The organism is Nocardia sp. CNY236, from assembly GCF_000482385.1.
Lineage (GTDB): Bacteria > Actinomycetota > Actinomycetes > Mycobacteriales > Mycobacteriaceae > Nocardia.
This window is the reverse complement of sequence record NZ_AXVD01000044.1, coordinates 1-23,105: the sequence shown is the minus strand read 5'-3', so window position 1 is coordinate 23,105 and position 23,105 is coordinate 1. Positions and strand designations below refer to the sequence as shown.

General features: G+C 66.7%; 30 protein-coding genes and 3 pseudogenes. 20 read left to right on the top strand and 13 right to left on the bottom strand.

Going from position 1 to position 23,105, the window contains the following annotated elements; translation table 11 throughout:
* Positions 1-173 precede the first annotated feature (173 nt).
* Positions 174-749 carry an IPT/TIG domain-containing protein gene (locus tag K940_RS31045; RefSeq protein WP_028478932.1) on the top strand — a complete coding sequence of 192 codons (576 nt, stop codon included), beginning with the start codon at positions 174-176 and terminating at the stop codon, positions 747-749.
* 304 nt (positions 750-1,053) lie between these two features.
* On the opposite strand, the gene K940_RS0119845 is transcribed toward K940_RS31045, so the two are convergent.
* The gene (locus K940_RS0119845; RefSeq protein WP_028478931.1) at positions 1,054-1,920 is read right to left on the bottom strand and encodes an AraC family transcriptional regulator; all 867 of its coding nucleotides are present in this window, start codon (positions 1,918-1,920) and stop codon (positions 1,054-1,056) included.
* 57 nt (positions 1,921-1,977) lie between these two features.
* Positions 1,978-2,790 carry a phytanoyl-CoA dioxygenase family protein gene (locus tag K940_RS0119840; RefSeq protein WP_028478930.1) on the bottom strand — a complete coding sequence of 271 codons (813 nt, stop codon included), beginning with the start codon at positions 2,788-2,790 and terminating at the stop codon, positions 1,978-1,980.
* Positions 2,791-3,025: 235 nt separating this feature from the next.
* Between K940_RS0119840 and K940_RS0119835 the strand changes: the two genes are divergently transcribed.
* Together K940_RS0119835 and K940_RS29435 are read left to right on the top strand one after the other, a co-directional pair.
* The gene (locus tag K940_RS0119835; RefSeq protein ID WP_231390449.1) at positions 3,026-3,787 is read left to right on the top strand and encodes a DeoR/GlpR family DNA-binding transcription regulator; all 762 of its coding nucleotides are present in this window, start codon (positions 3,026-3,028) and stop codon (positions 3,785-3,787) included.
* Complete coding sequence (locus K940_RS29435) at positions 3,780-5,027, top strand: MFS transporter (protein ID WP_231390448.1); 1,248 nt, start codon at positions 3,780-3,782, stop codon at positions 5,025-5,027. The genes K940_RS0119835 and K940_RS29435 overlap by 8 nt, the downstream gene beginning before the upstream one ends.
* A 7-nt stretch (positions 5,028-5,034) precedes the next feature.
* Here the strand turns inward: K940_RS29435 and K940_RS32530 are convergent, their stop codons facing one another.
* The 4 genes and pseudogenes from K940_RS32530 to K940_RS29425 form a co-directional block, all read right to left on the bottom strand.
* Entirely contained in the window at positions 5,035-5,205 is a 171-nt protein-coding gene (locus K940_RS32530; protein ID WP_196812297.1) for a zinc-binding dehydrogenase, read from the bottom strand.
* Positions 5,153-5,362: pseudogene (locus K940_RS33735) on the bottom strand (aldo/keto reductase); the annotation flags it as partial. The gene K940_RS32530 and the pseudogene K940_RS33735, both read right to left, overlap by 53 nt.
* Before the next feature lie 2 nt (positions 5,363-5,364).
* Positions 5,365-5,985, bottom strand: a complete 621-nt coding sequence (locus K940_RS29430) for an AAA family ATPase (RefSeq protein ID WP_196812291.1) — start codon at positions 5,983-5,985, stop codon at positions 5,365-5,367.
* On the bottom strand, positions 5,982-6,248 hold the full coding sequence (locus K940_RS29425; RefSeq protein ID WP_051407392.1) for a hypothetical protein: 267 nt from the start codon (positions 6,246-6,248) through the stop codon (positions 5,982-5,984). Before K940_RS29425 ends, K940_RS29430 begins: the two co-directional genes overlap by 4 nt.
* Before the next feature lie 31 nt (positions 6,249-6,279).
* Here K940_RS29425 and K940_RS34175 point away from each other — a divergent pair.
* The 5 genes and pseudogenes from K940_RS34175 to K940_RS0119795 all read left to right on the top strand — a co-directional run.
* Positions 6,280-6,510, top strand: a pseudogene (locus tag K940_RS34175) (aromatic amino acid lyase); the annotation flags it as partial.
* Between the two features lie 121 nt (positions 6,511-6,631).
* On the top strand, positions 6,632-7,156 hold the full coding sequence (locus K940_RS33960) for an aromatic amino acid lyase (protein ID WP_028478928.1): 525 nt from the start codon (positions 6,632-6,634) through the stop codon (positions 7,154-7,156).
* 31 nt (positions 7,157-7,187) lie between these two features.
* Positions 7,188-7,865, top strand: coding sequence for a DUF899 domain-containing protein (locus K940_RS0119805; protein WP_028478927.1), 678 nt, complete (start codon positions 7,188-7,190; stop codon positions 7,863-7,865).
* A gap of 147 nt (positions 7,866-8,012) precedes the next feature.
* Positions 8,013-8,522 carry an SRPBCC domain-containing protein gene (locus K940_RS0119800; protein WP_028478926.1) on the top strand — a complete coding sequence of 170 codons (510 nt, stop codon included), beginning with the start codon at positions 8,013-8,015 and terminating at the stop codon, positions 8,520-8,522.
* A gap of 303 nt (positions 8,523-8,825) precedes the next feature.
* Positions 8,826-10,463: a (2,3-dihydroxybenzoyl)adenylate synthase gene (locus K940_RS0119795; protein WP_231390447.1), complete on the top strand. Its 1,638-nt coding sequence runs from the start codon at positions 8,826-8,828 to the stop codon at positions 10,461-10,463.
* A 70-nt stretch (positions 10,464-10,533) separates the two neighbouring features.
* Here the strand turns inward: K940_RS0119795 and K940_RS29415 are convergent, their stop codons facing one another.
* Positions 10,534-11,736 carry a BBE domain-containing protein gene (locus K940_RS29415; RefSeq protein WP_051407391.1) on the bottom strand — a complete coding sequence of 401 codons (1,203 nt, stop codon included), beginning with the start codon at positions 11,734-11,736 and terminating at the stop codon, positions 10,534-10,536.
* 347 nt (positions 11,737-12,083) lie between these two features.
* On the opposite strand from K940_RS29415, the gene K940_RS31040 reads away from it, so the two are divergent.
* Positions 12,084-12,422, top strand: a complete 339-nt coding sequence (locus K940_RS31040; RefSeq protein ID WP_155981000.1) for a hypothetical protein — start codon at positions 12,084-12,086, stop codon at positions 12,420-12,422.
* A 122-nt stretch (positions 12,423-12,544) separates the two neighbouring features.
* Here K940_RS31040 and K940_RS31035 read toward each other — a convergent pair whose 3' ends face one another.
* Complete coding sequence (locus K940_RS31035; RefSeq protein WP_028478923.1) at positions 12,545-12,757, bottom strand: hypothetical protein; 213 nt, start codon at positions 12,755-12,757, stop codon at positions 12,545-12,547.
* 412 nt (positions 12,758-13,169) lie between these two features.
* Between K940_RS31035 and K940_RS0119775 the strand changes: the two genes are divergently transcribed.
* Complete coding sequence (locus tag K940_RS0119775) at positions 13,170-13,445, top strand: DNA-binding transcriptional regulator (protein WP_155980999.1); 276 nt, start codon at positions 13,170-13,172, stop codon at positions 13,443-13,445.
* Between the two features lie 340 nt (positions 13,446-13,785).
* Positions 13,786-13,977, top strand: a complete 192-nt coding sequence (locus K940_RS32520) for a hypothetical protein (protein ID WP_155980998.1) — start codon at positions 13,786-13,788, stop codon at positions 13,975-13,977.
* Between the two features lie 178 nt (positions 13,978-14,155).
* Here the strand turns inward: K940_RS32520 and K940_RS0119760 are convergent, their stop codons facing one another.
* On the bottom strand, positions 14,156-15,151 hold the full coding sequence (locus K940_RS0119760; protein ID WP_028478920.1) for a zinc-binding dehydrogenase: 996 nt from the start codon (positions 15,149-15,151) through the stop codon (positions 14,156-14,158).
* A gap of 173 nt (positions 15,152-15,324) precedes the next feature.
* On the opposite strand from K940_RS0119760, the gene K940_RS0119755 reads away from it, so the two are divergent.
* Positions 15,325-16,167 carry a CPBP family intramembrane glutamic endopeptidase gene (locus tag K940_RS0119755; protein ID WP_081706504.1) on the top strand — a complete coding sequence of 281 codons (843 nt, stop codon included), beginning with the start codon at positions 15,325-15,327 and terminating at the stop codon, positions 16,165-16,167.
* 84 nt (positions 16,168-16,251) lie between these two features.
* A complete protein-coding gene (locus K940_RS0119750) occupies positions 16,252-16,995 on the top strand; it encodes a class I SAM-dependent methyltransferase (protein ID WP_028478918.1) in 744 nt (247 codons plus the stop codon).
* Positions 16,996-17,147: 152 nt separating this feature from the next.
* Here the strand turns inward: K940_RS0119750 and K940_RS32515 are convergent, their stop codons facing one another.
* The 3 genes from K940_RS32515 to K940_RS0119735 form a co-directional block, all read right to left on the bottom strand.
* Positions 17,148-17,519 carry an IS3 family transposase gene (locus K940_RS32515; protein WP_231390446.1) on the bottom strand — a complete coding sequence of 124 codons (372 nt, stop codon included), beginning with the start codon at positions 17,517-17,519 and terminating at the stop codon, positions 17,148-17,150.
* 76 nt (positions 17,520-17,595) lie between these two features.
* Positions 17,596-17,982 carry a DUF397 domain-containing protein gene (locus K940_RS0119740; RefSeq protein ID WP_028478917.1) on the bottom strand — a complete coding sequence of 129 codons (387 nt, stop codon included), beginning with the start codon at positions 17,980-17,982 and terminating at the stop codon, positions 17,596-17,598.
* A gap of 10 nt (positions 17,983-17,992) precedes the next feature.
* A complete protein-coding gene (locus K940_RS0119735) occupies positions 17,993-18,868 on the bottom strand; it encodes a Scr1 family TA system antitoxin-like transcriptional regulator (protein WP_028478916.1) in 876 nt (291 codons plus the stop codon).
* Between the two features lie 357 nt (positions 18,869-19,225).
* Between K940_RS0119735 and K940_RS0119730 the strand changes: the two genes are divergently transcribed.
* The 7 genes and pseudogenes from K940_RS0119730 to K940_RS0119695 all read left to right on the top strand — a co-directional run bounded on the left by K940_RS0119730 (position 19,226) and on the right by K940_RS0119695 (position 22,443).
* Entirely contained in the window at positions 19,226-19,432 is a 207-nt protein-coding gene (locus K940_RS0119730) for a hypothetical protein (RefSeq protein WP_028478915.1), read from the top strand.
* Positions 19,429-19,692: a hypothetical protein gene (locus tag K940_RS0119725; protein WP_028478914.1), complete on the top strand. Its 264-nt coding sequence runs from the start codon at positions 19,429-19,431 to the stop codon at positions 19,690-19,692. The genes K940_RS0119730 and K940_RS0119725 overlap by 4 nt, the downstream gene beginning before the upstream one ends.
* Positions 19,682-20,011, top strand: coding sequence for a hypothetical protein (locus tag K940_RS0119720; protein WP_028478913.1), 330 nt, complete (start codon positions 19,682-19,684; stop codon positions 20,009-20,011). The genes K940_RS0119725 and K940_RS0119720 overlap by 11 nt, the downstream gene beginning before the upstream one ends.
* Positions 20,008-20,175, top strand: coding sequence for a hypothetical protein (locus K940_RS33170; protein ID WP_196812289.1), 168 nt, complete (start codon positions 20,008-20,010; stop codon positions 20,173-20,175). Before K940_RS0119720 ends, K940_RS33170 begins: the two co-directional genes overlap by 4 nt.
* Positions 20,176-20,323: 148 nt before the next feature.
* Positions 20,324-20,974, top strand: a complete 651-nt coding sequence (locus K940_RS33730; protein WP_231390451.1) for a hypothetical protein — start codon at positions 20,324-20,326, stop codon at positions 20,972-20,974.
* A pseudogene (locus K940_RS34170) lies at positions 20,863-21,392 on the top strand (Tn3 family transposase). The gene K940_RS33730 and the pseudogene K940_RS34170 overlap by 112 nt, the downstream one beginning before the upstream one ends.
* A 316-nt stretch (positions 21,393-21,708) precedes the next feature.
* Positions 21,709-22,443, top strand: coding sequence for an alpha/beta hydrolase (locus K940_RS0119695; RefSeq protein ID WP_028478910.1), 735 nt, complete (start codon positions 21,709-21,711; stop codon positions 22,441-22,443).
* A gap of 118 nt (positions 22,444-22,561) precedes the next feature.
* On the opposite strand, the gene K940_RS33165 is transcribed toward K940_RS0119695, so the two are convergent.
* Positions 22,562-23,105 (bottom strand): hypothetical protein (locus tag K940_RS33165; RefSeq protein ID WP_051407388.1); only part of this gene is annotated, 544 nt, incomplete at its 5' end.

The window sequence follows — 23,105 nt, the reverse complement described above, 5'->3', positions numbered from 1 at the left end:
AGAAGGAGAACCGCACCGGAGATTGTTGCGGAACCGCCACGAGGGATGCGTTGCGAAACCTCCACTGCCAGTGAGTTACTGAATACCACGGTGACGCAAACACCTCGACAACAGTTGCAGGAAAGCCGCTTCTCTAGTTCGGAGGTCCCCGATGGCGCCGGTGCTCACCTCGCTTGACCCCAGCTTCGGTCCCGAATCCGGCGGTACAGATCGTCGGCAGCGGGTTCGCCGGCGCCGGGCCGTCGACGGTGCGGTTCGGGGCGACAGCGACCACGTTCACCATCGTCTCCGACACCCAGATCAGCGCCATCGCCCCACCCGGCACCGGCACCGTCGGTGTCACAGTCACCTCCCTGGACGGCACCAGCAACGCACTGCCCTACACCTATGGCGGCCTGCTGTTCTTCACCGATGCCGCCACCAGTGCATATTCGGTGCCGCAGGCCGGGGGCACCCCGACCCTGCTGACGGCCGGTCTGGGCATTCCCACAGGCCTCGCCCGAGTCGGTAACCTCCTCTACATCGGCGAGAACACGGGCGCTCAGGTGTCGACGGTGCCGGTCACCGGTGGCACACCGACCCCCTTGGTGACCGGTCTGTCGGCCCCTCTGGACATCACCGCCTCCGGCAGCACCCTGTTCATCACAAACCAGGGCACAGCGCAGGTGGTATCGGCGCCGATCACCGGCACCGCCACCCCCACCGCGGTCGCCACCAGTCCCACTACGGTTCTCGGGATCACGATGTGAGCGCCGACCCCGACCGCGGGACGGTGCGGCACGGCCGATATCTCCTCGGACCGTCGCCACGCAGCCACAGCAGGGTCACAGCCGATACAACAGGACGGGCAGCCCCAGCGTAGCCGCGGTGGCGTGGACACCGGAACTTGCCGAGCGTGCCCGCCCGTGTCCACACCGTCGAGACGGGCCGGGATCTCGATGACAAGGACGGGCCGCTGCACCGAAGTCGCAGTCACCGTCGGCCAGCATGGAGCGCTGCGGCAGCTGGCTGTGGATCCCCTTATGTCGTGTGCGCGACAGGATGCCGTCGTGCTCAGCAGTGCTCAGGCTCCACGGCTAGCCACAGTTCGGCGTCGACCTCGGTCTTCTGGGGCGACAGGCGGGTGCGCAGGATCTCTGGGCCGGTGCGGGTGCGGTACGGGTTCGACGGGAACCACTCGGTGAACACGTCCCGCCACAGCTCCTGAATGGCGTGCGGTGCCGGCCCGGAGGTGGTGAAGACCGCCCAGGTGCCGGCCGGGACCGCCAATGTGGTCGTGCCCTCGAGAGCGGCCACGGAGGTGATCACGCCGTGGTGGTAGTCGAGGACAGTGCCCTCGGTGCGGCTGGGGTCTATGCCGTCGCAGACCGCCACGATGCCGTGCGGCTCCTGGTCCGACAGCTTCTCCAGGCGCTCCAGCGTCTGCGGATCGATCCCACGGACAAAGTCCATGATCGCCCAGTTCGGCCCCGCATGCACCAGCGGTACCCGGGTCTCGAGCCCGACGACGGTGAAGTCCGCCTTGTCCACAACGCGGTATCGCACACTGCTGCTCCCCTCAACGATGAGGTGGAAGGCCATCCGGGACTGTGAGGTGAGTGCGGCGCCGGTACGCCGGGCCTCACCGGGGCCGATGCCGTGCATGGCACGGAACGCTCGCGCGAACGCCTCGCCGGAGCCGTAGCCGTAGCGCACAGCGATCTCCAGCAGAGTCTCGCGTCCCGCGAGTACCTCGGCGCCAGCGAGGGTGAGCCGGCGGCGCCGAACGTACTCCCGCAGGGGCATTCCTGCGAGCGCGGAGAACATCCGGCGCAGGTGGTGCTCCGAGGTGGCGGCGATCCGTGCCAGTTCCTTCACGTCGAGGTCCTGGTCGAGATGGCCCTCGATGTGCGCCATGGCCTGGTTCAGCCGCTCCAGCATGCCCGGCCTCCTTTCCCTTCTCACGACCACCTTGCCAGCGAAGGTCGTGAAGCACGGCTATAGGGTGCTGCGGTTGGTGCCGTCTCCGTCTGGACCGGGAGTGTTCTGTCCCAGACCTCGGCGGATCGCAATCTCCACGGGTGAGTACGCGCCGTCGGCCCGCTCCAGTTCGTACGGTGCTGCCTGCATCAGCGGCGGCTGCGCCATAAAGCGTGGCCGCACCCCATGGTGCGGCTGCGCCGCATGAACCAGGAACGGATGGCACAGGAAGACGTCGCCCGGGGACCCGGTCGCAAGGGCGAGTGGCCGGTGGTCGGACGCCGCCACCAGATCGGGGGCGAGGGTCAGCCCGCTCGCCCCGTCCTCCCCGTACCTCTCCAACACCTTCGGCGCGTCGAGGTGCGAGCCGACGCGGATCCGGGTCGGGGCGTCCTTCTCGCCGACCTCGCTGAACAGGAACAGCATCAGCAGCGCCCGGCCCTGGGAGCGCAGATTTGTGAAGTACCAGCTCTCACCCTCCGGCAGGAAGCTCCCCTCGATGTGCCAGCCCGCGTCGTCCGGCTCCTCCTCGTGCGGAAAGCGCAGCGGGAACGTGCCCAGCGAGTAGCGCGGCTCCCACCGTCCCGTGCCGACGAGCAGGTCGTACGCGTGTTGCAGGCACGAGGAATTGGGAGCAGCGGCAAACGGTCCCTGAGCCATGCCGCCCACCCAGTGCACGGGCTGCGTCCACGTCGACGGGTCGTCCGGGTCGCAGCCCGTCTCCCGCCACAGCAGCCGCGCACAGTCTGCGGCCACGCGCGGCGCGACGGCGCCCTCCAACTTCACGAACCCGTCGCGGAGGAAACGGGAAACCAAGGTCGTGTCATCCATGCCCCCATCGTGCGGCGATACCTGCCCTGGTCACCCGACATTCTCCGCACCGACTTTGTCGGGTGATCACCGGAGCGCGGTCGAGCGGCGCGCGTCGCCTAGCCGACCATGATCGTTCTCACCGACAACCGCTGGACCGATGTTCCCCAAGGCCGAGGATCGGCAGGCCAGCACTCATCTGAAGTAGTGATCACAAATTACTTTCGAATGATCACGATCTATGTACTATATGTGTGTGGTGTCAGCGGAACAGCGGCACGCGGAGATCGTGCGTGCATTGAAAACGACAGAATTGGTCAACGTCGCCGCTCTGGCGCAGGAACTCGGAACGTCCGAGGTGACCATTCGGCGAGATCTGGCCGAGTTGGAGCAAGCCGGGGTGTTGCGACGAGTGCGGGGCGGCGCGGTCAGCACGATGTTGCGTGGCGAGGAATCGCCATTCGCCATGCGTGAATTGGAGCATGCCGAGATCAAGGCCCGAATCGCGGCGGCGGCCGTGGATTTGGTCTCCGATGGTGAATCGGTGGTTCTCGACAGCGGCACAACCGGATTGGCAGCAGCACGCGTGCTGGCCCGACGTCGGGCGACAGTGGTTCCGTTGGCTGTCAACGAGATCACCGTCTTGGCGCCCGGCCGCGACGTCGCCCTGTTGGTGCCGGGGGGTTCGGTCCGGCCCGTCGAATGGTCGTTGGTCGGACCGTTGGCCGAACACAACCTAGCCAACCTACGTTTCGACACCATGCTGCTGACCTGCTGTGGCCTGGATCCGCGACGTGGGGTCACTGCCTATGACCTGCAGGATGCGGCGGTGAAACGTGCGGCGATGTCTTCGGCCGCACGTACGATCGCGATGGTCGATTCGAGCAAGTTCGCCCGTACCGCGATGGCTGTTGTGTGCCCAACCGCCGATATCGACATCGTTGTCACCGACGAGGATGCTCCCGACGCAGCGGTCGCGGCGCTCGCCTCTGAAGGCATCGAGGTCTTCCGTGTCTGACCGCAGCCACTCCCCCGCGCATCGACCACCGAAACACCGCACCGACATTCGTGCACCCCAGATGGTGCTGGGTGCGATCTTCGTAGCGCATGCCTTGTTGTTCGCGTCGTGGACCGCCCATATTCCGCTGGTGATGTCGCAGCTCGGGATGACCAACGCAATGCTGGGAACGGCTCTGCTCGGAGCGCCGCTCGGATCGGTAGCGGCCATGGGGGTCACCGGTTGGCTGCTACCTCGGGTCGGTAGTCGGTCGATGATTCGAATCACCATGGTCGGCTATGCGTTCGGCAGTATCGGAGTAGGCGTTGCTGGTTCACCCACGCTGCTGTTCGGCGCGCTGGCTGTGTGGGGGTTCTTCCAAGGGGCCTTGGACGTGGCGATGAACACCCAAGCCGTGACGGTCGAGAACGCGGTGAACAGACCGATCATGGCCCGCCTTCACGGCATGTGGAGTCTGGGTGGGTTCGTCGGCGCCCTCATCGGCGCTGGAGTCGTGGCCATCGGCATAGACCTGACAACGCAGATGATCGTTCTAGGTCTATCGGCTCTGCTGATGGTCGAGTTCCTTTCCACTGCACTGCTATTCGACTCCACACGTCGCACCAACGATCCGTCACGACCGCTCAGGAGGCCGGACACCGGTCAGCGGGTACCGTTCTGGCCGATTCTGATTCTGGGACTGCTGGCATTCGCATCGATGCTGTGCGAAGGTGCTGCTGCCGACTGGTCGGCGGCCTATCTCAGAGCCGAACTGCACACCGGCAACGCGGTGGCCGGATTGGGCTATGCCGCATTTGCGCTGGCGATGGTGGCTCTGCGTCTCACCGCCACGACACTGCAGACACGGTTCGCCGCACGAAATCTGATCCCGACTCTGGCGATGCTATTCGCGGCAGGCATGGTCGTGTCACTCGTCGCGGCACAGCCCGTGATCGCGTTGATCGGGTTCGCATGCATGGGAGCGGGTTTGGCGTTGGTAGTGCCCACCGCGTTCAGTGCGGTGGGCACCATCGGCAACAATGGCACGAACAGCAACGCAGGTAGAGCGATCTCGATCGTGTCCGCCTTGGGTTGGTTGGGTTTCGTCTCCGGTCCCCCGCTGATCGGCTATCTCGCCGAATGGACATCGCTTACCACGGCGCTGTGGGTGTTGCCAGCTCTCGCGCTGTCAATTGCGGCAGTCGCCCGATTCGGGCGCGTATTCAGAGCTACCCCGACGCCTGTCACCGCGGGTGTATGACACTTGATCACACCGTCAACAGTGTGCGCCCCACCGCACTCCTGGACTCGATGGCCGCATGCGCCTGATCGGCGTGTTCGAGCGAGAACGTCTGGCCGATGACGACCTCCAAACGCCCCGCGGCAAGGGCCGTAGGCGTCGGCCGTGTCGAAATGGTTGACGCCGAGATCGACTGCACGCCGTAGCACCTGGAGGGCGTTATCCGGATCGGGGGGTGGTCCCCAGTGGCCGGCGCCGGTGAGTTGCATGGTGCCGAATCCGATCCGATGGACAGGCAGGTTGCCGCCGATCCAGAAGGTGCCGCTGGTCGCGGCGGGCGCGGTGCTGGTGGACATCGCTACCCTTCGGTGTCCCGGTCGGCGCCGTCGAGTCGGCCCCGGATGAACGCCCTGGCATCGATGAGGGCGCGGGTGTGGCCGTGGGAGAGCAGCGGGTCGTGTTCGATGTCGTGGCGTTCGAGGACTTTCGCGACGTGGCGGTCGGCGAGGGCCCGGAATTCCAGGTCGGTTCCGCGTGGTTTGCTCAGGTCCAGCGGAATGGTGGGATCGAGAATCGTTCGCAGTATCAGGTCGTAGTTGCGGACGTGCTGGATGACGAGCGCTTCGAGATGGGCCACGTTCCCGAGATCCGGTTGTTCACAGCGGTATTCGAGGGCAGCTTCGTAGTAGGCGAGCGCGTCGGGGACCGGCCGGTCGACGAGCACCACATCGGCGTTCATCCATGCGACGGCTTCCGAGGCCATGCCACGCGAGATGAACCACAAGGTGCTGGCCCAGGTGTGGCGGTCCAAGATGGGCAGACGATGGGCGAGGGCTTCGGCGCCCAGGTCCGAGACCACGGCGACCTCGATCCGGTCGCGGCGCAGCTGCTCGCTCAACGCCTGGAGGAAGCTGCTCTTGCCGGTCGAATGCGTGCCCGTGACCGCGAGGGTGACCGGGCGCCTGAAATCGGTGGTCACCACAATCGGCCTTCCGGTTCTCTCGGCGGGACGAACTCGGCCGGCGCCGCGGCCTGCACGAGGTCATCCCAGCCCAGCCCGCTGTCCTCGACCAGCCGCACGAGCAGCTGCCACGCCGCCCAGGTGTCCCAATCCGCGCGGTGGTGCCCGTGATCGGGGACCGCTGCGGTGTCGAGCTGGGCATGAGCGACCAGTTTGTCCAGCGAGTAGCCGGGCAGGCCCGGCCACACCACCTTCGCGAGTTTGAGTGTGTCGAGCACCATCTCCGGTGCCCATCCCGGCAGATGATCACCGATGACCCGTCGCTCGAGGTTCGCGTTGTGCGCTAGGCAGGTGGACAACGCGGCCAACATGCGCGCCCTGCTGGCCGGCAGCGGCCTGGCGCTGGAGCACCGGGAGATCCGCCGCCAGGTTGAGGAGCAGAAGCAGGAGGGGGTCACCGTCCAGCGCGGAGAGATCTACCTGCAGAAGCCGTACACGCTGCGGGCCATCCCGCAGGTCGTCGGCGCGGTGCGCGACACCGTCTACCACGCCACCGGCATCGTGACGACCGAGCTGAACTCCTCCAACGACAACCCGCTCTTCTTCGAGGGGGCGGGAGGTCTTCCACGGCGCCAACTTCCACGGCCAGTCGGTGGCCTTCGCCATGGACTTCCTCACCATCGCCCTGACCCAGCTCGGCGTGACCTCCGAGCGGCGCACCAACCGGTTGCTCAACCGGCACCTCAACGGCGGCCTGCCGGAATACCTGGTGGCCGCCGAGCCGGGCCTGAACAGCGGCTTCACCGGCGCCCAGTACCCGGCGACGGCGCTGGGCGCGGAGAACCGGACCATCGGCCCGGCGAGCACTCAGAGCATCCCGTCCAACAGCGACAACCAGGACGTGGTGAGCATGGGGCTGATCGCCGCCCGCAACGCCCGCCGGGTGCTGCGCAACAACGACCTCATCCTGGCCGTGGAGTACCTGTCCGCCGCCCAGGCAGTGGACCTGCGGGGCGTCGTGGACCGGCTCGGGCCGGCCGGGCGGGCCACCTACGACCGGATCCGGTCCCTGGTGCCCACCCTGGACCGGGACCGCTATATGAGCGACGACATCGAGACGATCGCGGCCGCGCTGGCCCGGGGCGAGTTCGTCGGCGCCCTGCTCGACCACGGCGAGAGCCTGCGGTGACCGGCCGAGGCCGCGACGGGAGGAGAAAGAAATGACGGACGCCAAGATCGTCGACCGGGCGGACTGGTACGCGGCGCGGCGGGCCTTCCTGGAGCGCGAAAAGGAGGTGACCCGGGCGCGGGACGCGCTCAACGTGGAACGGCGCGAGCTGCCAATGATGGTAGTGGACAAGGGGTACGTCTTCGAGGGCCCGGACGGCGAGCGGACACTGCCGGAGCTGTTCGAGGGCCGGCGGCAGCTGCTCACCTACCACTTCATGTGGCCGCTGGAGGGGCACGACTGGTGCCCGGTCTGCTCGCTGTTCATCGACAACATCGGTCACCTGGCGCACCTGCACGCCCGGGACACCTCGCTGGCCATCGTCTGCGCCGCGCCGCAGTCGGACATCGTGCCGTTCAAGCGCCGGATGGGCTGGGACATCCCCTGGTACACCACCCGGGGCGACGACTTCTACCAGGACTTCACCCTCGACGTCGGCACGGACGAGCCGGAGCTGCCCGGGGTCAGCGCGTTCCTGCGCGACGACGACGGCCGGGTGCTCTACGCGTACTCCACGCACGGGCGCGGCAGCGACATCCTGAACAACACCTACAACTACCTCGACCTGACCCCGCTGGGCCGGCAGGAGAAGGGCATGGCGGACACCATGGGGTGGATCCGCCACCACGACCGCTACGGCGACGCCACGGCGGGCTCCTGCCACGGCTGACCGTCGCTCCCGCCCACGGCCACGCCGGATCGACCGGCGTGGCCGTCGGGCGTGTGCGCTTGACCTGTTCCGTCCAATATTGACAGTCTGCTACGACCGGCCCACGTCCCGTGGGCCGGGTCAGCGACCCAGAGGAGACCGGATCTGATGGATCCCGAAACCTTCCGTACGCGGACCACCCGGCACCCCGGCCCCGGCGGAAAGCCGCTGCTGCGCTTCACGCACGACTACCCGGACCCGCCCGAGCGCGTCTGGCGGGCGATCACCGACAGCGAGGAGCACTCCTCCTGGTTCGGCTTCCCGGTCGTCGTGGAGCCGGTCGAGGGCGGGAACTTCACCGTGACGTTCTCCCCGGAGATGGTGGAGCGGGCCCGGGTCGTCGAGGTCGACGAGCCGCTCCGGTTCGTGTACGCCGGCGACGGCGACGCCTACCGCTGGCTGCTGAGCCCGCACGGGGACGGCTGCCGGCTGGTGCTGGAGAACGTGGTCGGCGACCCGGGGCACCTGCCGCAGAGCGCCGCCGGCTTCCACCTGGCCCTGGACAAGATGGGCGAGCTGCTCGACCGGGAGGCCGGCCGCCCGGCGCCGCACGGCGGGCCGCTGTCCTTCGACGACCTCGTGAAGCACTACTCGGAGCTGCCCGAGCAAGCGAACTGACCCTCGTCGACCGCGGCGGGCGCCCTCGCGGGGCGCCCGCCGCGGTCGTGCTGTTCCGCGCCTCCCTCCGCACGCTCAGAGGTGCCTCGCCGGCCGCCCCGCCGGGATGATCGAAGGGAGTCCCACCAGCCTGCGGCCCGACGCCCGGCCTCCTGGCTCCGGGCCACCCGCCGCCACGCACCCCCGCCCGGACCCGGGCGCGGCGGTGGGACGGCCAGCCGGCGGGAGGAGGCCACAGTGACAGGTGGAACGGGCGAACCGGAGCCGAGCCGGACGGGCCTAGTGCCCTGGCCGCCGGAGTCCGTGGCCCGGTACGTCGCCGCGGGATACTGGGAGGGGCGGCCGCTGGGCGCGCGCATCCTGGCCGTGGCCGATGCCCTGCCCGACGCCGAGGCGCTGGTCGGCGGCGACGTCCGGCTGACCTACCGGGAGCTGGTGGAGCGGGCCGACGGCGCGGCGCTGCGAATGCACGCGCTGGGCCTGCGCCGCGACGACCGAATCGTCATGCAGCTCGACAACCGCTGGGAGTTCGTCGTGCTGACGCTCGCCTGCCTGCGGCTGGGCGTGCTGCCGGTCATGGCGCTGCCGGCGCACCGCCACCACGAGATGTCCCACCTCGTGCGGCAGGCCGAGGCCCGGGCGGTGGCCGTACCCGCCGAGACGGACCGCTTCGACCACCAGGAGATGGCCCGGCGCATCGCCGCGGCGCAGCCGGGCCTCACGCACGTGCTCGCGGCCGGCGCCCGGCCCGCGCCCGGCTGGGTGGACCTGCGGGCGCTGTGTCGTCCCGTGGAGGACCCGGCCGCGGCGCGCCGGCAGCTGGACGCCGCCGCCCCGGACAGCCGGGACGTCGCGATCTTCCTGCTCTCGGGTGGCACCACCGGCCTGCCGAAGCTGATCGCCCGGACCCACGACGACTACGCGTACAACGCCCGGCGCAGCGGCGAGGTCTCCGGCTTCGGCCCGTCCACCGTATACCTGGCGGCGCTGCCGCTGGCCCACAACTTTCCGCTGGCCTGTCCCGGCATCCTCGGCACCCTGCTGGTGGGTGGCCGGGTCGTCATCGCCCCGTCGCCGGCGCCGAAGACGGTCTTCGACCTGATCGAGCGGGAGCGGGTCACGGTGACCGCCGCAGTGCCGACGATCGCCCAGAGCTGGCTCGCGTTCCAGGAGTCCGGACCCGGCTACGACCTCAGCACGCTGCGGCTGCTCCAGGTGGGCGGCGCGCGGCTGGCCGACGAGGTGGCCGGGCGGGTCCAGCCCACGCTCGGCTGCCGCCTCCAGCAGGTCTTCGGCATGGCGGAGGGGCTGCTCAACTACACCCGGCTGGACGACCCCGACGAGGTGGTGTGCCAGACCCAGGGCCGCCCGATCTGCCCGGACGACGAGATCCTTTTGGTCGACGAGGAGGGCCGGCTGGTGCCGGACGGCACCCCAGGGCTGCTGTTGACCCGGGGCCCGTACACCCCCCGCGGCTACTACCGTGCCGAGGGGCAGAACCGGATCGCGTTCACCGCCGACGGCTGGTACCGGACCGGTGACGTGGTGCGCCGTCGACCCGACGGCAACCTGGTGGTCGAGGGGCGCGACAAGGACATGATCAACCGGGCCGGCGAGAAGATCTCGGCGGAGGAGGTGGAGAACTTCGCCTACCAGGTCCCGGGTGTGGACCTGGCCGCCGCCGTGGCCATGCCCGATCCGGAGTTCGGCGAGCGGGTCTGCCTCTACGCCGTGGTCCGGGCCGGCGCGTCGGTGCGGCTGTCCGACGTGCGCGCGGTAATGGAGCGGGCCGGGGTGGCCCGGTTCAAGCTGCCGGAGCGGCTGGTGGAGGTGGCTGCCCTCCCCCGCACCAACGTCGGGAAGGTCGACAAGAAGGCGCTGCGCGAGGACATCCGGCGGCGGCTGGCCGCCGAGGCGCCGGACGAGGCGCCGCCCGCCTGAGAGCGGGCGGGGCACACGGAACGGGCCGGTCGCGTCGCGACCGGCCCGTTCGGCGTACGCACCCGGCGGCTCAGCCGGCCGCCGGCTCGATGGACAGGGCGTGCCGGAAGGTGTTGTTCGGGTCGTACTTGGCCTTGATGCGCTGCAGGCGCGGGTAGCTCTGCTTGTAGTAGAGGGTGCTCCACGGCACGCCGGACCGGTTCCAGGCCGGGTCCTTGCTGTCGATGTCCGGGTAGTTGATGTAGCAGCCGTCGTAGCGGTCGCCGGGGACCGGCATGCCGCCGGTGTCGGCGAAGACTCGCTGGTAGAAGCGGCGCACCCAGTCCACCGACTCCTCGTCGTCGGCGGCGTTCGGCCAGGAGGCCGAGAACCAGAGCTTCAGGATGGAGTCGCGCTGCGGGACCGCGGTGGCGTTCGGCCCGACCGCGTTGACCTGGCCGCCGTAGCCGGCGAAGTAGACCAGGCACTGCCCCTTGTAGGCCGGGTCCCGCAGGCCCCGGTACAGCTCCACGATCTGCCGATCGGCGAGGGGCTTGCGCAGGTAGCTGCCCTTGGACTTGGTCCGCGGCGGGATGGTCTGCGGGAACTCCAGCGTGGCGTTGGCGAGCCAGAGGTCGTCCGTGGTGCTGATCTGCGGGGTGACGCCGACCCCGGCCGACACGGCGGCGATGTAATCGTCGAGCATCTTCCGCGCGTCGGGCATCGTGGCGTCGGTGCGGATCTCCAGGTAGATGAACTTCTCGGTGTTCAGGTGCAGCGCGCCGTGCAGGCCCTCGTACGGGTCGCCGGGGGCGCTGTGCGCGGCGTGCCACGCGTTGTGGTTCTTCACCAGCCGGAGGAAGCCCTCCTGGGTCAGCCCGTCCCAGGGGTAGGAAACCCAGGTCATGAAGAGGGTCGGCGGCGGGGTGGGCAGCAGCTTGCCGGGGTCGTCGCCGGTGGCGCCGGGGGTGCGGAACAGGTACTTGGTGACGAACCCGAAGTTGCCCCCGCCGCCGCCGGTGTGCGCCCACCACAGGTCGCGGTGCGGGTCGTTCGGGCGGGCGGTGGCCACGATGGTCCGGGCCTGGCCGGACCGGTCGACGACGACGATCTCCACGCCGTAGAGGTGGTCGACGGAGAGGCCGAACTTGCGCGACAGCGGCCCGTACCCGCCGCCGGCGATGTGTCCGCCGACGCCCACCGGCGGGCAGACGCCGGCCGGCACGGTGACCTTCCAGCCGAGGTAGAGCTGCTCGTACATCTGGCCGAGGGTGGCGTCGGTGATGTCCAGCATCTCACCGCCGAGACGGTGGACCCATGCCGCGGTCGCCGGTCCGTCGGGGCGCCGCCAGTCGGCAGCGCAGCGCTCGATCTACTCGATCGGGCAGATAACGCACAGTTCCCGGACACCGTAGTGGCCGTTGTAGTCGGCGACCCCGTGCGCGAAGGTGACGCCGCAGGAAGTCTTGCGGAACAGCGGAGACCCGAACCCGGCTGTGCTGGCCAGGATCCGTTTCCTCCAGCAGCTCCGGGAGAACTTTGCGTGACGGGTCGCCGTCGTAGAGGTCGGGCGCCGTTGGCGGTGTAGTACGCGCGGATCTCGTCTTTGAAGAACAGGCCGGTGAAGACGGTGGCGTGGGCGTGGCGGCTGAGTTGCTGGGCGCAGGCGATGTGATCATCGGAGTCGTTGAGACCGGGCACGATCGGACGCCAGTACAGGATCACCCGGTAGTTCTCGGCGTGCTCGAAAGCGGTGCGCAGGGTCTGCGCGGCGATCGTGGAGTCGACCGGTTCGATACGTTCGTCGTCGATGCCGGAGTGGGTGACCAGCAGCGTCAGCCGGATATTGGTGAAACCGTTGAGGACCGCGCAGTCCTCGGGCTCGACCCGCCAGCGCGTGATCACCAGGACATGGTTGGTGACGCCTTGGTCATCGAGCAGCCGCAGCATGTTCAGTGTGTGCGGTCTGACGGTCGGTAGCATCGGGTCGGTGGCGCGGTTGAGCAGCTGGATCGGGGTGACGTGCGGGCGGAAGTGTTTGTTGCGCAGCAGCATCCTGGCGGCCCGCTCGTCGTCCATCAGCCGGCGCGGCACCTTCATCTCTAGTTGCCGAAGGTGTGGCGGACACAATAGGTGCAGTTCAGCGGGCACCCGATGATCCAGTTCAGGCTCAGGCCCGATTTGCGGTAGTCGATCACCCGGCGCAGGTTCGGGTCGAGGCTGTGCTGCTGTTCTTCGGTCAGGATCGGCAACGGCCGCCGGCCGCCGTTCTGCACTTCCAATGGCAGAGCCAGCGGGTTTCGCGTTTTCGTCACGAGATGTAGCCCCTTCGTCTGATGCGGCAGTATCCGGCGGGGTGTGAGGTGCTTTCGAACTCATCGCCGCAGCGTCGGTAGCGAAGGCTCTGCGTGCTGTCCATCCCCTTACCCGGTGCGCTCGGAGGCACCCCGGCCCCGGTTCGGCCGCAACCTGATTCGGACACCGTGTCCACGTGGTGTCCGAATCCGATGACGGCGGGCCTCGGTTCTAGGTTCGCCTGACCTGTTGCCGGGGTGCCGCGTCCAGGGTCGCGTCATCGGACCGGCAATCACCAGGTGATGCGGCGGCAGTTTTGCGGCAATTTGATCCCGGGCGAGCCGTTGTCCCGCGGTTCGGGAGCGGAATTGCGGAGGGCTGGAGTAGCTTTCGTCTCACCAACAGCCATCAGCAGGGGCGGAACCGGGGCCGATGATCAACAATCACTGGACAGGGATCGAAACACGGGCATTGCGTGAGGCCATGTCGCTGACCCTCGAAAAGTTCGCGTCGGCGGTAGGGCTCAGTGCGCGCACCGTGCGGCTGTGGGAGTCCCAGGGAGCCGACACCAGCATGCGCATGGCAAGCCGGGCCCAGGTCGACAAAGCCCTGTCCAGAGCATCGGCCGACGTCGTCGAGCGGTTCGAGCAAGCGGATCGAGGACACCCGCGGCGAACCGGTCGCACCGGTCGACGAGTACCTGCGTGACCTGGTCGCCGCCGGCCGAGCCACCACTGTGCGTTCCTACGGCATGGATCTGCTGCGGTAGCTTCGTTTCCTGTACGCGGTAGAGGTCGACTGGAATCGCGTGACTCGCGTCGAGGCACAGGACTTCAGCGTCTGGATTCAGATGACCAGCAAGCCATTCGGACGCAGCAAGAGCAAGGATCCAGGTCAGAGCGCCGACCGAGGGCATCGATGCCGGTCAGCAACTGATCTCGGTCGTTCGCAAGGGCACTGGGGTCCGCCAGCAGATCCCTGCATCGCCGGACGCATTCACGATCCGGGCGGGCCGCCGCGCTTGGGTTATATCCATGAGGACGCCGGTGTGGTCGATCAAGATGCCGCCGTAGCGGCGTTGGTCGCCGACGGTGGTGGCGAACAGGTGCACGGTTGCCGGGGTGCCGATTTCGAACAGGCCACGGGGCACGTGGTAAGCGAGCAGGTCATCGCAATGGTGGCCGGGCAGGGCTTGGGCGGGGTGAGACTGGGGGTCGGTGTCGGTGCGCCAGCCGAGTGAGGAATGCGGTGCCTCCGCTCCGGCCCCCCGCTGATGGGCTATCTCGCCGAATGGACATCGCTCAGCGCGGCGCTGTGGGTGTTGCCGGCTCTTGCGCTGTCAATCGCGGCAGTCGCCCGATTCGGGCGCGTATTCAAAGGTACCCCGACGCCTGTCACCGCGGGTGCATGACACTTGATCACACCGTCAACAGTGTGCGCCCCACCGCACTCCTGGACTCGATGGCCGCATGCGCCTGATCGGCATGTTCGAGCGAGAACGTCTGGCCGATGACGACCTGCAAACGCCCCGCGGCAACCTCAGCGTGAGCGCGCCGAGCGAGCTCCTTCCAATCGGTGTCGCCGCCGGTGATGTCGAACAGTCCGTGAACGACAACATCGCGCGCAGCGACCTCCTCCTGGACTGCCTCGGCCAATTCACCTGCCGCAGCACCGTATCCCAGAAACCGCCCAGCGTTGGCGGTAGCAGTGGATGCGGCCCCACCGAGCGGGCCCCCCGCACCGTCGAACACGACATCGGCACCCACTCCGCCGGTCGCGGCGCGAGCCTTCGCAGCCCAGTCGGGAGCGGTGTAGTCGACCACAACGTTCGCGCCGAGCCTCCCGGCAAGCTCGAGCTTCGCTGCGCCCCGTGCGGCGGCGACGACGTTCGCGCCCGCCGCACGGGCGAGCTGAATCAGCAAGATGCCCAGCCCACCGCCTGCCGCCGTGATCAGAATCCATTCCCCTGGCCGCACGTTGGCGTGGTCGAACACCGCCAGCGCGGTCCTACCGTCGTGCACGAGTGCCGCCGCCCGTGTCATCGTCAGCCCATCCGGCACCTCGACCAGGGTCGCGTCCTTGGCCACAGCTTTCTCGGCATATCCACCGATCGGCAAGCCGCCGCCGATCTCGGCCGCCGCGGTAGGCGTGGAAACCCGCTTGCCCTTCCAAGACGGATCGACGCCAGGCCCGACCGACGCCACTACGCCCGCAACCCCACCGCCGGGCACATATGGCGGCTCGAGCGGGAAGAAATCCTTGCCCCACCCCCTACGTAGCTGAGTGTCCAGGAACATGACGTCGGCGGCCGCCACATCGACGACCACCTCGCCCGGTCCGGCTACCGGGTCCGACAACTCGTGCACGGCGAGCACCTCCGGTCCACCGAACCCACTGGCTTGTACGGCTTTCACGACATAACCTCCCTCGTTCTCCATCATCTGGAACCAACACTCTCGCTACCGATTTAGTCCCGACGAGGATGCGCGGCCGCTGATCGTCCGCGAAGCAGGGGCGGCGTGATTTCACGCCACTGACCCCTGTACGCCTGTACGCCTGTACGCCTGTACGCCTGTACAGTGAGCATATGGAGCCGCCGACCGCCGCCCCGCCGACTCGCGCCGCTGTATCCGCTGGAATTGTGCTGGTATTCGCGGCTATCACCAGTTGGTGGCTGGTGCTCACCCACGGGGTAGACGCTGTCACCGGTACCGAGTACACCCGTGGCGGGCATATTGTCCGGGCGGTGGGGGCGACGCTGTTCGCGATTCCCCTGACCGCGCTCGTGCTGCGGTTCCCCGTCCCGCTTCGTTGGTCCGATCTGGGGCTCACCGGGTGGCGGATCGGGTGGAAACAATTCGGATTCGGTGCTGCCTGCTGGGCGGTCCCGGCGTTGCTCACGCTCTCCATATCGGTGGCGGCAGGATGGACCGAGGTGACCGTTCGGGCACCGGCTGCCGAGATCGCCGTCGTACTGCTCGGGCTCACTGCGCTCGTGCTGCTCTATGAGGCGATTCCCGAGGAGCTGGTGTTCCGCGGATATTTCTTCGCTGTCCTGGCGGGTCGCTTCGCCCCCGTTTGGGCGGCACTGGGACAGGCAGCTCTGTTCACTGCCTGGGGAGCGCTGATCAGCAGCGAGATATCGATCGAACGCATGCTCAAGTTCGCGCTGTTCGCCGCCCTGCTGGGCGCGCTGCGCGCGGTAACCGGCAGCATCTGGTCCGGTATGGGCTTCCACACGGCATTTCAGGTGACGGCTCAGGTATTCGGCGAAAGCTGGCCCCAGATGGAGCTACACGATCCAGACCTGACCGTCACCGCGGTGGCTTTCGTCGCCGTGCCGTTCGCGTCGACCGCAATACTGCTGTGGTGGCGGCGTCGCCCGAGGCACGCCTCACCGACTACGGTCGACCAACGCCAAACCCAGTAGCAGGATCACGATCTACCGCCGGAGTTCTTCTGCGCGTGTCCAGCGCGATGCTCGCTCGAGGAATTCGCCGGCAGGATGGGTTGCATGCCTATCATTCCCAAGAGTTCTGGAGGGGCCACGGATGACGCCGTGGACACCGACTACAACACCTTCGCCGAGGCATATACGGCCGAAACCGAAACCAACCTCATCAACGGCTATTACGCCAGACCCGCCATTGTGGACCTGGCTGGAGATGTGACTGGCAGGAACGTCCTCGACGCCGGCTGCGGTTCCGGCCCCATCTTCGCGGCGCTGCGCGACCGAGGTGCCATCGTCACGGGATTCGACTCCAGCGTGAAGATGGTGGAGCTGGCCCGGCAGCGACTCGGCGCCGATGCGGCCCTGCAGGTCGCCGATATCGGAAGTCCGCTTCCGTTTCCTGATGGCGCGTTCGACGATGTCATCGCTTCCCTGGTGTTGCACTACCTGGAGGACTGGACCGCACCGCTGGCCGAGTTACGGCGTGTGCTGACGCCCGGCGGGCGGCTGATCATGTCCGTCAATCACCCGTTCGTCTTCAAGTGGCTCTATCGCGACGCCGACTATTTCGCGACCGTCAAGCATTCCGACGAATACACTTTCAACGGCAAGAAAGCCGTGCTCACCTACTGGCATCGGCCGCTGCACGCGATGACCGACGCCTTCACTGCGGCCGGTTTCCGCACAGCCGTCATCAGCGAACCGCCCCCGGCGCCGGGCGCCCGCGAACTCTTCCCTGACGCCCTGGCGAAGTCATCCTCCGGGGCGTTCCTGAGCTTCTTGTTCTTCGTTCTGGAGGCCGTTTAACCTGGTTTTGATCCCGGGTCCGCCACGTGTGTCGGTATACCAGCTCGGTCTTCAGCGTGGGGAAGAAGTTCTCCATCGTATGGCCGTGTAAGTCGATCCGCGGTCGCTGTGATGGATCAACTGTCCGTCTCGGATCTCACTGCTCCAGAACGCTATTCCAGTGCTCCCAGGACCAGTTCGGTGTCGCAGCTGTCGGAGGTCTTCCAGCCGACGATCCCGTTGAAGAACGCGTCACCGGCCGCGGCGAGCCAGAACACACCCCGGCCGCACGGGATGGGAGTCGCGTCAGCGACCCGCAGCCGGTTCGGCTCGGTGGCGGTGAAGTCGCATTCGGCGAGGTCCGGTGCAGGTGTCGCCCGCCGATCCTGCTGGGTCGATCCGAGCCGCCGTTTCTTGCCCAGAAACGCGCCCTGCAGCCGCGACCGCCGCATCAGTCGCTCAACCCGCTTGCGGCCGACGTGAATACCTCTGCGCCGCAACATGGCATGCACCCATGGTGACAGCCAGACCCATCGCGCGACCACGGCATTCCCACCAGCGGAGCACGTTTCGGAACCCATTGCCGCTTGTCATGTATTCAAGATCGGAAGTCTACGACATCTACGCTGCGGCTGGGACAAGGCGGTCGAATTCGCCCTTCTGGATACCGTCGCAGAATGCGTGCCATTCGGCGGGCGTGTAGGTGAGGGTGACTTCTGCGCGGCGGATCGAAACGCCGCCGTCGGATTGGTACTCGATGGCGGGAAGTTCCGCATCGCCGGCATCGTGGCGGTTGACGACGAGGTTCAGGAACTCGCGCCAGCGGCTTGCAGGGATGCCGATCGTCGGTTGGTCAGTTGCTCGATCCTGATTGTGCGGGTCGCGCAGGAACTTGCTGTCGCGGACCAGCACCACCCGTCCCGCGTCGGCAACTTCGACGCAGCTCGAGGATGAGCTGGAGGAGGTTGCCTTGAACCAGTTGAGGTGAGTGGTGGCGCTGAGTTCCATGTCGATGATCCTATTCACCTGCTGTTTTGTCCCTATCTGCGAGTTCTTTGAGGAGATGGAGAGAGTCTTCACGGCTTAGCGATTCCTGCTGAAGGTGCCCGAAGACGATGGTCAAGTTCCGGACTCGCTGCTGATCTTCGACAAGTTCGTCGTGAGTGGGCACTTCGCTCCACGCAAGTGTCGGTAGCCGTGGCCTGGGGAAGTCGAGAATATGGAAGGTCGAGCAACCACGGATTGCTCCCGTGTGACTCGTGAAGGGCAGGACACGAAAGTTGATGGTTTCCCAGTGCTCCTCGATCGTAGCGATCAAGTGGCACAACTGGTTCCGCAGGACATCGGGTCCACCGGTTTGCTGCCGCAATGCAGCCTCGCTCACCACGGCGTTCAGGCGGAGCGGATCATCACCGGAAAGGCGCTTTTGGCGCGCAAGTCGGGCAGCGATCCGCTGCTGAACCTCGATCTGGCGGATAAACGCGGTGTCGCCCGTGATCAGCGTTCGCGCATACTCTTCGGTCTGGAGCAGACCAGGGATGAGCACACTCTCGACAGTGCTGATCTCTTCGGCGCCGTACTCCATGCCGAACAGCCGTAGCTGCTGTTCGCTGAACAGCCCTTCGTATTCCGACCACCAGCCCCGTTCTCCAGCCAATCTGCGGACTTCGATGAGGTCGCGCTGATCTTCCTCGGAGAACCCGAGGAAGTGGAGAAGCTGCGTCAGTTTCTCTTCGGAGAGGATGCGCTGGTCACGCTCGACCTTCGGCCAGTAGGTCGCGGAGAACTTCAGCTCCTTGGCGATTTGCGGCCCGGTGATCCCCAGCTCATCACGGCGTTTGCGCGTCCGAAAAGAGAGTTCCCATCGCGCTACTGCGGGTGATCGAGGCGTCATCAGCAGCAGTCTCCTCTCGAGTCGGATCAGGCAGTCCACACCATAGCATCCAACCCAGAATGACAGCTGTCATGCAATCTGTTTCATTTCTATCGTAGACACCTTGACCAACTAGAGTTGTAGCTCTAACCTCAACTGTGTCGGTCATCACTCTTCTGGATCGGATAACCGACACCATCCAAAGCGGGGCGTGTTGCCGCTCCGCGCATCTGGACGCCAAGGGGCAAACAATGCAGGTGCAACTGGGGCAGTTCTGGCCGAAACGATGGCCGCGGCCGAACCCACCGATGTACGGATGGCTGCTGCCGAAACACGTTGGTGAGCAATGCCGCCGACTTTGGTCGGTAGAGGCTCTGAATGAATAAGCCACAGCACCGAACTCCCGGCGCGTACGCCGCCGAATACGGCTTTCCGACCGAACCGATCGAGCTGCCTCCAGCCGATGTGATGGCCCGGGTTGTAGAGGGCCTGCAGGGGTTGAATTCCGAACCGTCCCAGCGTCGGACCGGGAACAGCGAAGGCGACCAACCACACGATCCGCGGCACGAAGAGGTGGGGAAATGATCGAGTACCGCACCGAGTGCGATGGATGGACGGCCGTGTGGCGGTGGGACAACGCCCGCATCCGCATCATGCGCGTCGCCACCACGGCACCGGGTCCACCATTGATAGCGATCGATACCCCCACCGCCGCACCGGACTTGGTGACATCACGGGAACGATTCCCGAAACTCGACCGCCTGTGGGACGCGGTGCGCCGCGACTACTGGCGTCACGTCTGTGTCCCCCCACGACGATCAGGAGGTCCGCGCGATGAGCACTGAACTCCACGATCTGTGGCGACACCAGTACAACGACTGCGCCCTCGAGACCGCACCAACCTCTCTCGAGCAGGCCCGATTCGTCCTCTGCATCCACCGCGGACACGGCGGCGAGTGCCTGCAGGCACGCACCGCTTCTGCCTACATCCGCAGCGCGAGACACCCGCAGATGTCGCTGGGCGATCCCATCGGCCACCTACACAACATCGACGGTTCCTGGTCGATCCTCGGCGCCGACGGATGGTGCTACGACGGTGAGGAATACGCCGACCTACTCGAGGAACAGGCCATCGATCGTGCTCACGACATTCTCGAGCGGTGAAGAAGATGGCGCTGTCGTATCCTCGAGCGACAGTCTTGGGCGCGTTGTCGGCCAGGCCGCTGACGTTCGGTGAATTGCGCGCTGCAGCCGGCCTGTCAGAAGACGCTGCGGAGGCGGCATTGGTCACGCTCGATCGCCGAGGGGCTTACTCACCGATTCCGTGAAACCGGCAACTGACCGCATGTGGCCGAAGTGAGGTCACCCGGCCCGACTATCGCGACAACAACTCGCCGCGACAGCGAGCCGCGCCCGATCCGAATAGAGATGCCCGGCAAGCTCGCCCTCCCCTCAGGCGACCGCAGCGGCGAAATTATGAATCTAGCCGAGACCCTTCTTCCCACAGTGGAGTTGATGGCGATGCCGGTCCGGGACTATCAGGTGGTGGCCACCTCTCTCGGCCACGATTTCAAGAACATCGGTGTGCCGGTGACCCGCCACGGTCTGCCGCCCCACACGCGGGTGCACCTCGATGAACGCGACGCCTACGAAATCCTGCTGTACTACGTGATGTGCTGGTTCTGGTCCGGCCTGTCCGAGAGCTGGTTCGCCGGTGACGCGACCGCCGAGTTCCACCTGATGGTGAACCGGTTGTGTATGAAGGTACTGCGCGCCACCGCCATGCTCGACGGCGCCTACCGCCACCACGGCCTGCACATGATGTCCCCGTACGTGGCTGACCGGATGCGCGCCGAGCTGGCCTGGCGGACTGCTCCGCTCGGCCGCCCCGCCGACCCCGGCCGGTTCTGGTCTTATCTGAATGAGGCGTTCCGGCGGTTCGACGCCTGGTTCGGTCGGCCGCGGCCGGATCTTCGGCTGGGCCGGTGTCCCGCCGAAGATCGGTCCTCGAGGGGATCAGCTGGCATCCGGGATTCGGGAAGCCGTTCACCCACGTCGCCGGCACCAAGGCCCGCGTCGCGGACTTGGGTATGTCCGTGGCCGCCGTCTTGTGCGCCCAGGCCATGAACATCGGACTCGTACCTGTCACCTCGCCCGGCACCGACGCGCTCACCCATGACCGGCTGCGCGACCTCGACCAGCACTATCTACGGGCGGAGACGATGGCCGCGGCGAACACGGTACTGGTCAACGCCAATCCGAGGTGCGGTTGGCTCAGCTGTGGGGCGGCGGCTGTGTCGCCAGTGTGGACGGGATGCGGTTCGTCGTCCCGGTACGGTTGATCCACACGCGAACCAACCGGAGATACTTCGGACCGAAACGGGGCAGTACCTGGCTGAACATGCTCAACGACCAGGCTGCCGGCCGCAACGCGATGGTCGTGTCGGGCACCCTGCGCGACTCGCTCAGCGCCGTCGACGTGATCCTGCGTCAACCCGAGGGCAGCAAGGTTCCCGACGGCACAGCTTCCACCTGCCAGATCTGAGCGGAGGCCACCGGCCGCTGCGGGATCCGGACGCTCCCGATGATGATGAGTCGGGCGATCAGGGACGGCCCGCCCAGCAGTATGGATATAGCCAAATAACGTGAGCCGTACGAGTTGCGTGCGTCCAGCCCCGGAGTCACCGCAAAAACCGTTGGCGGACGACTGCGACCACTGCTACTGTTCTGGAGGCCGTGCTAGAGAACGAGGAGGTGGTATCCGTGAACGCAGTATCGACATGGGTGCTCCCCTCAGGGGTCACGGTCGGGCGATAGGTCGTCCGGGAGCGCCGTTCACGAGCACTCCGAAAGGCACGACCGTGCAATTCATTTCCGAACAGCGTCTCGACGACGACATCTGCGAGCGCGAATTCACCCTCGACGAGATCCCCGGCATCGTGTGGACGCCCTCATCCGCATCCACACCGGTGCCGCTGATCCTGCTCGGTCCCCCTCCGCTCGGGCTGCGCAAGGCGTACCCGCGACTGCTGGCCCGGGCCCGGCATGCCGTTGCGGAGGGCTTCGCTGCGGCCGCCATCGAGCTCCCCTGGATGGGTGAGCGCCCCAGTTCGGCCGCCGCCGATCAGGCCCTCGCCGACCTGCATCGGGCGCTGGCGGCCGGCGGGCGGGTCGACGACGAGATCGTCGACCGGCTCATTCTCCCGCTGGTCGACAAGGCGGTCCCGGAATGGCAGGCCGCCCTGGACGCCCTGCTCGCGCTGCCCGAGATCAGCGGCCCGGTCGGATATTCAGGAGGGGTGATCTCCATCGGCACCCGGCTGGCAGTGGTCGAGCCGCGCATCGCGGCCGCCGTGCTGTTCGCGGGGAGTTTCTTGCCCCGCACCATATTCGAGGAGGCCCGGCAGGTCACCATCCCGCTGCATGTCCTGCTGCAATGGGACGACGAAGGAAAAAACCGGCAAATGGCCCTGGACCTGTTCGACGCCTTCGGCTCCAAGGAGAAGACGCTGCACGCCAATATGGGCGGACACACCGGCGTCCCGCAATTCGCCGGAGAGGAGGCGAACCGGTTCTTCACCCGGCACCTGAAGTGAGGCCGGGCCGTCCGGCCAGCTGCAGACAAGAGAGCCATCGGCCAGGATACCGCTATCGAGACAGGTCCCGGCCCTCTCGATAGCGGTGGCCGCAGTCGACTCACTGTCAGTGCAAAGGTCACTGCGGATCGTCATCAGAACTCTCCCGGGTGTCGTTTCTGGTCCACCGTCCGATGGCCTCGGTGAGCTCAGCGGCCGCACGCCGCGGGCTCATGGAAGTGGTGTCGATTACGAGATCGGCTGCGTCCGCGAGCCAGCTATCGCGGGCGGCGATATAGGTGGGTAGGCGCTGCAAGCGCCAGGCCGCCGCGCGATGCAAGACGTCGTCTTCGCTGATCCGCTGCCGAAGAGTTTTCGGGCTGGCGTCGATCAGCACATGACGCAACGAATGCCCCAGTCCCGTAATGCCGGTAGCAATCTCGGTCCAATACTCCTGGTTCAGCACTGTCTGCACGATCACCAAACACTGGCCGGTTTCGGCGACGATATCGTGGGCGACCAATGGGACCAGCCGTCGCCACGACGGAAGGTCCTGGAAGTCGTTCGCTTCGGTATCGGGGAACTGTGCGCGCAGCATGAACCCGACGAACTCGGGATCGAACAGCCGCCAGTGTCGCGGGTCAGTCGCGACCAGCTCGTTCGCGATCGACGTTTTCCCGGCA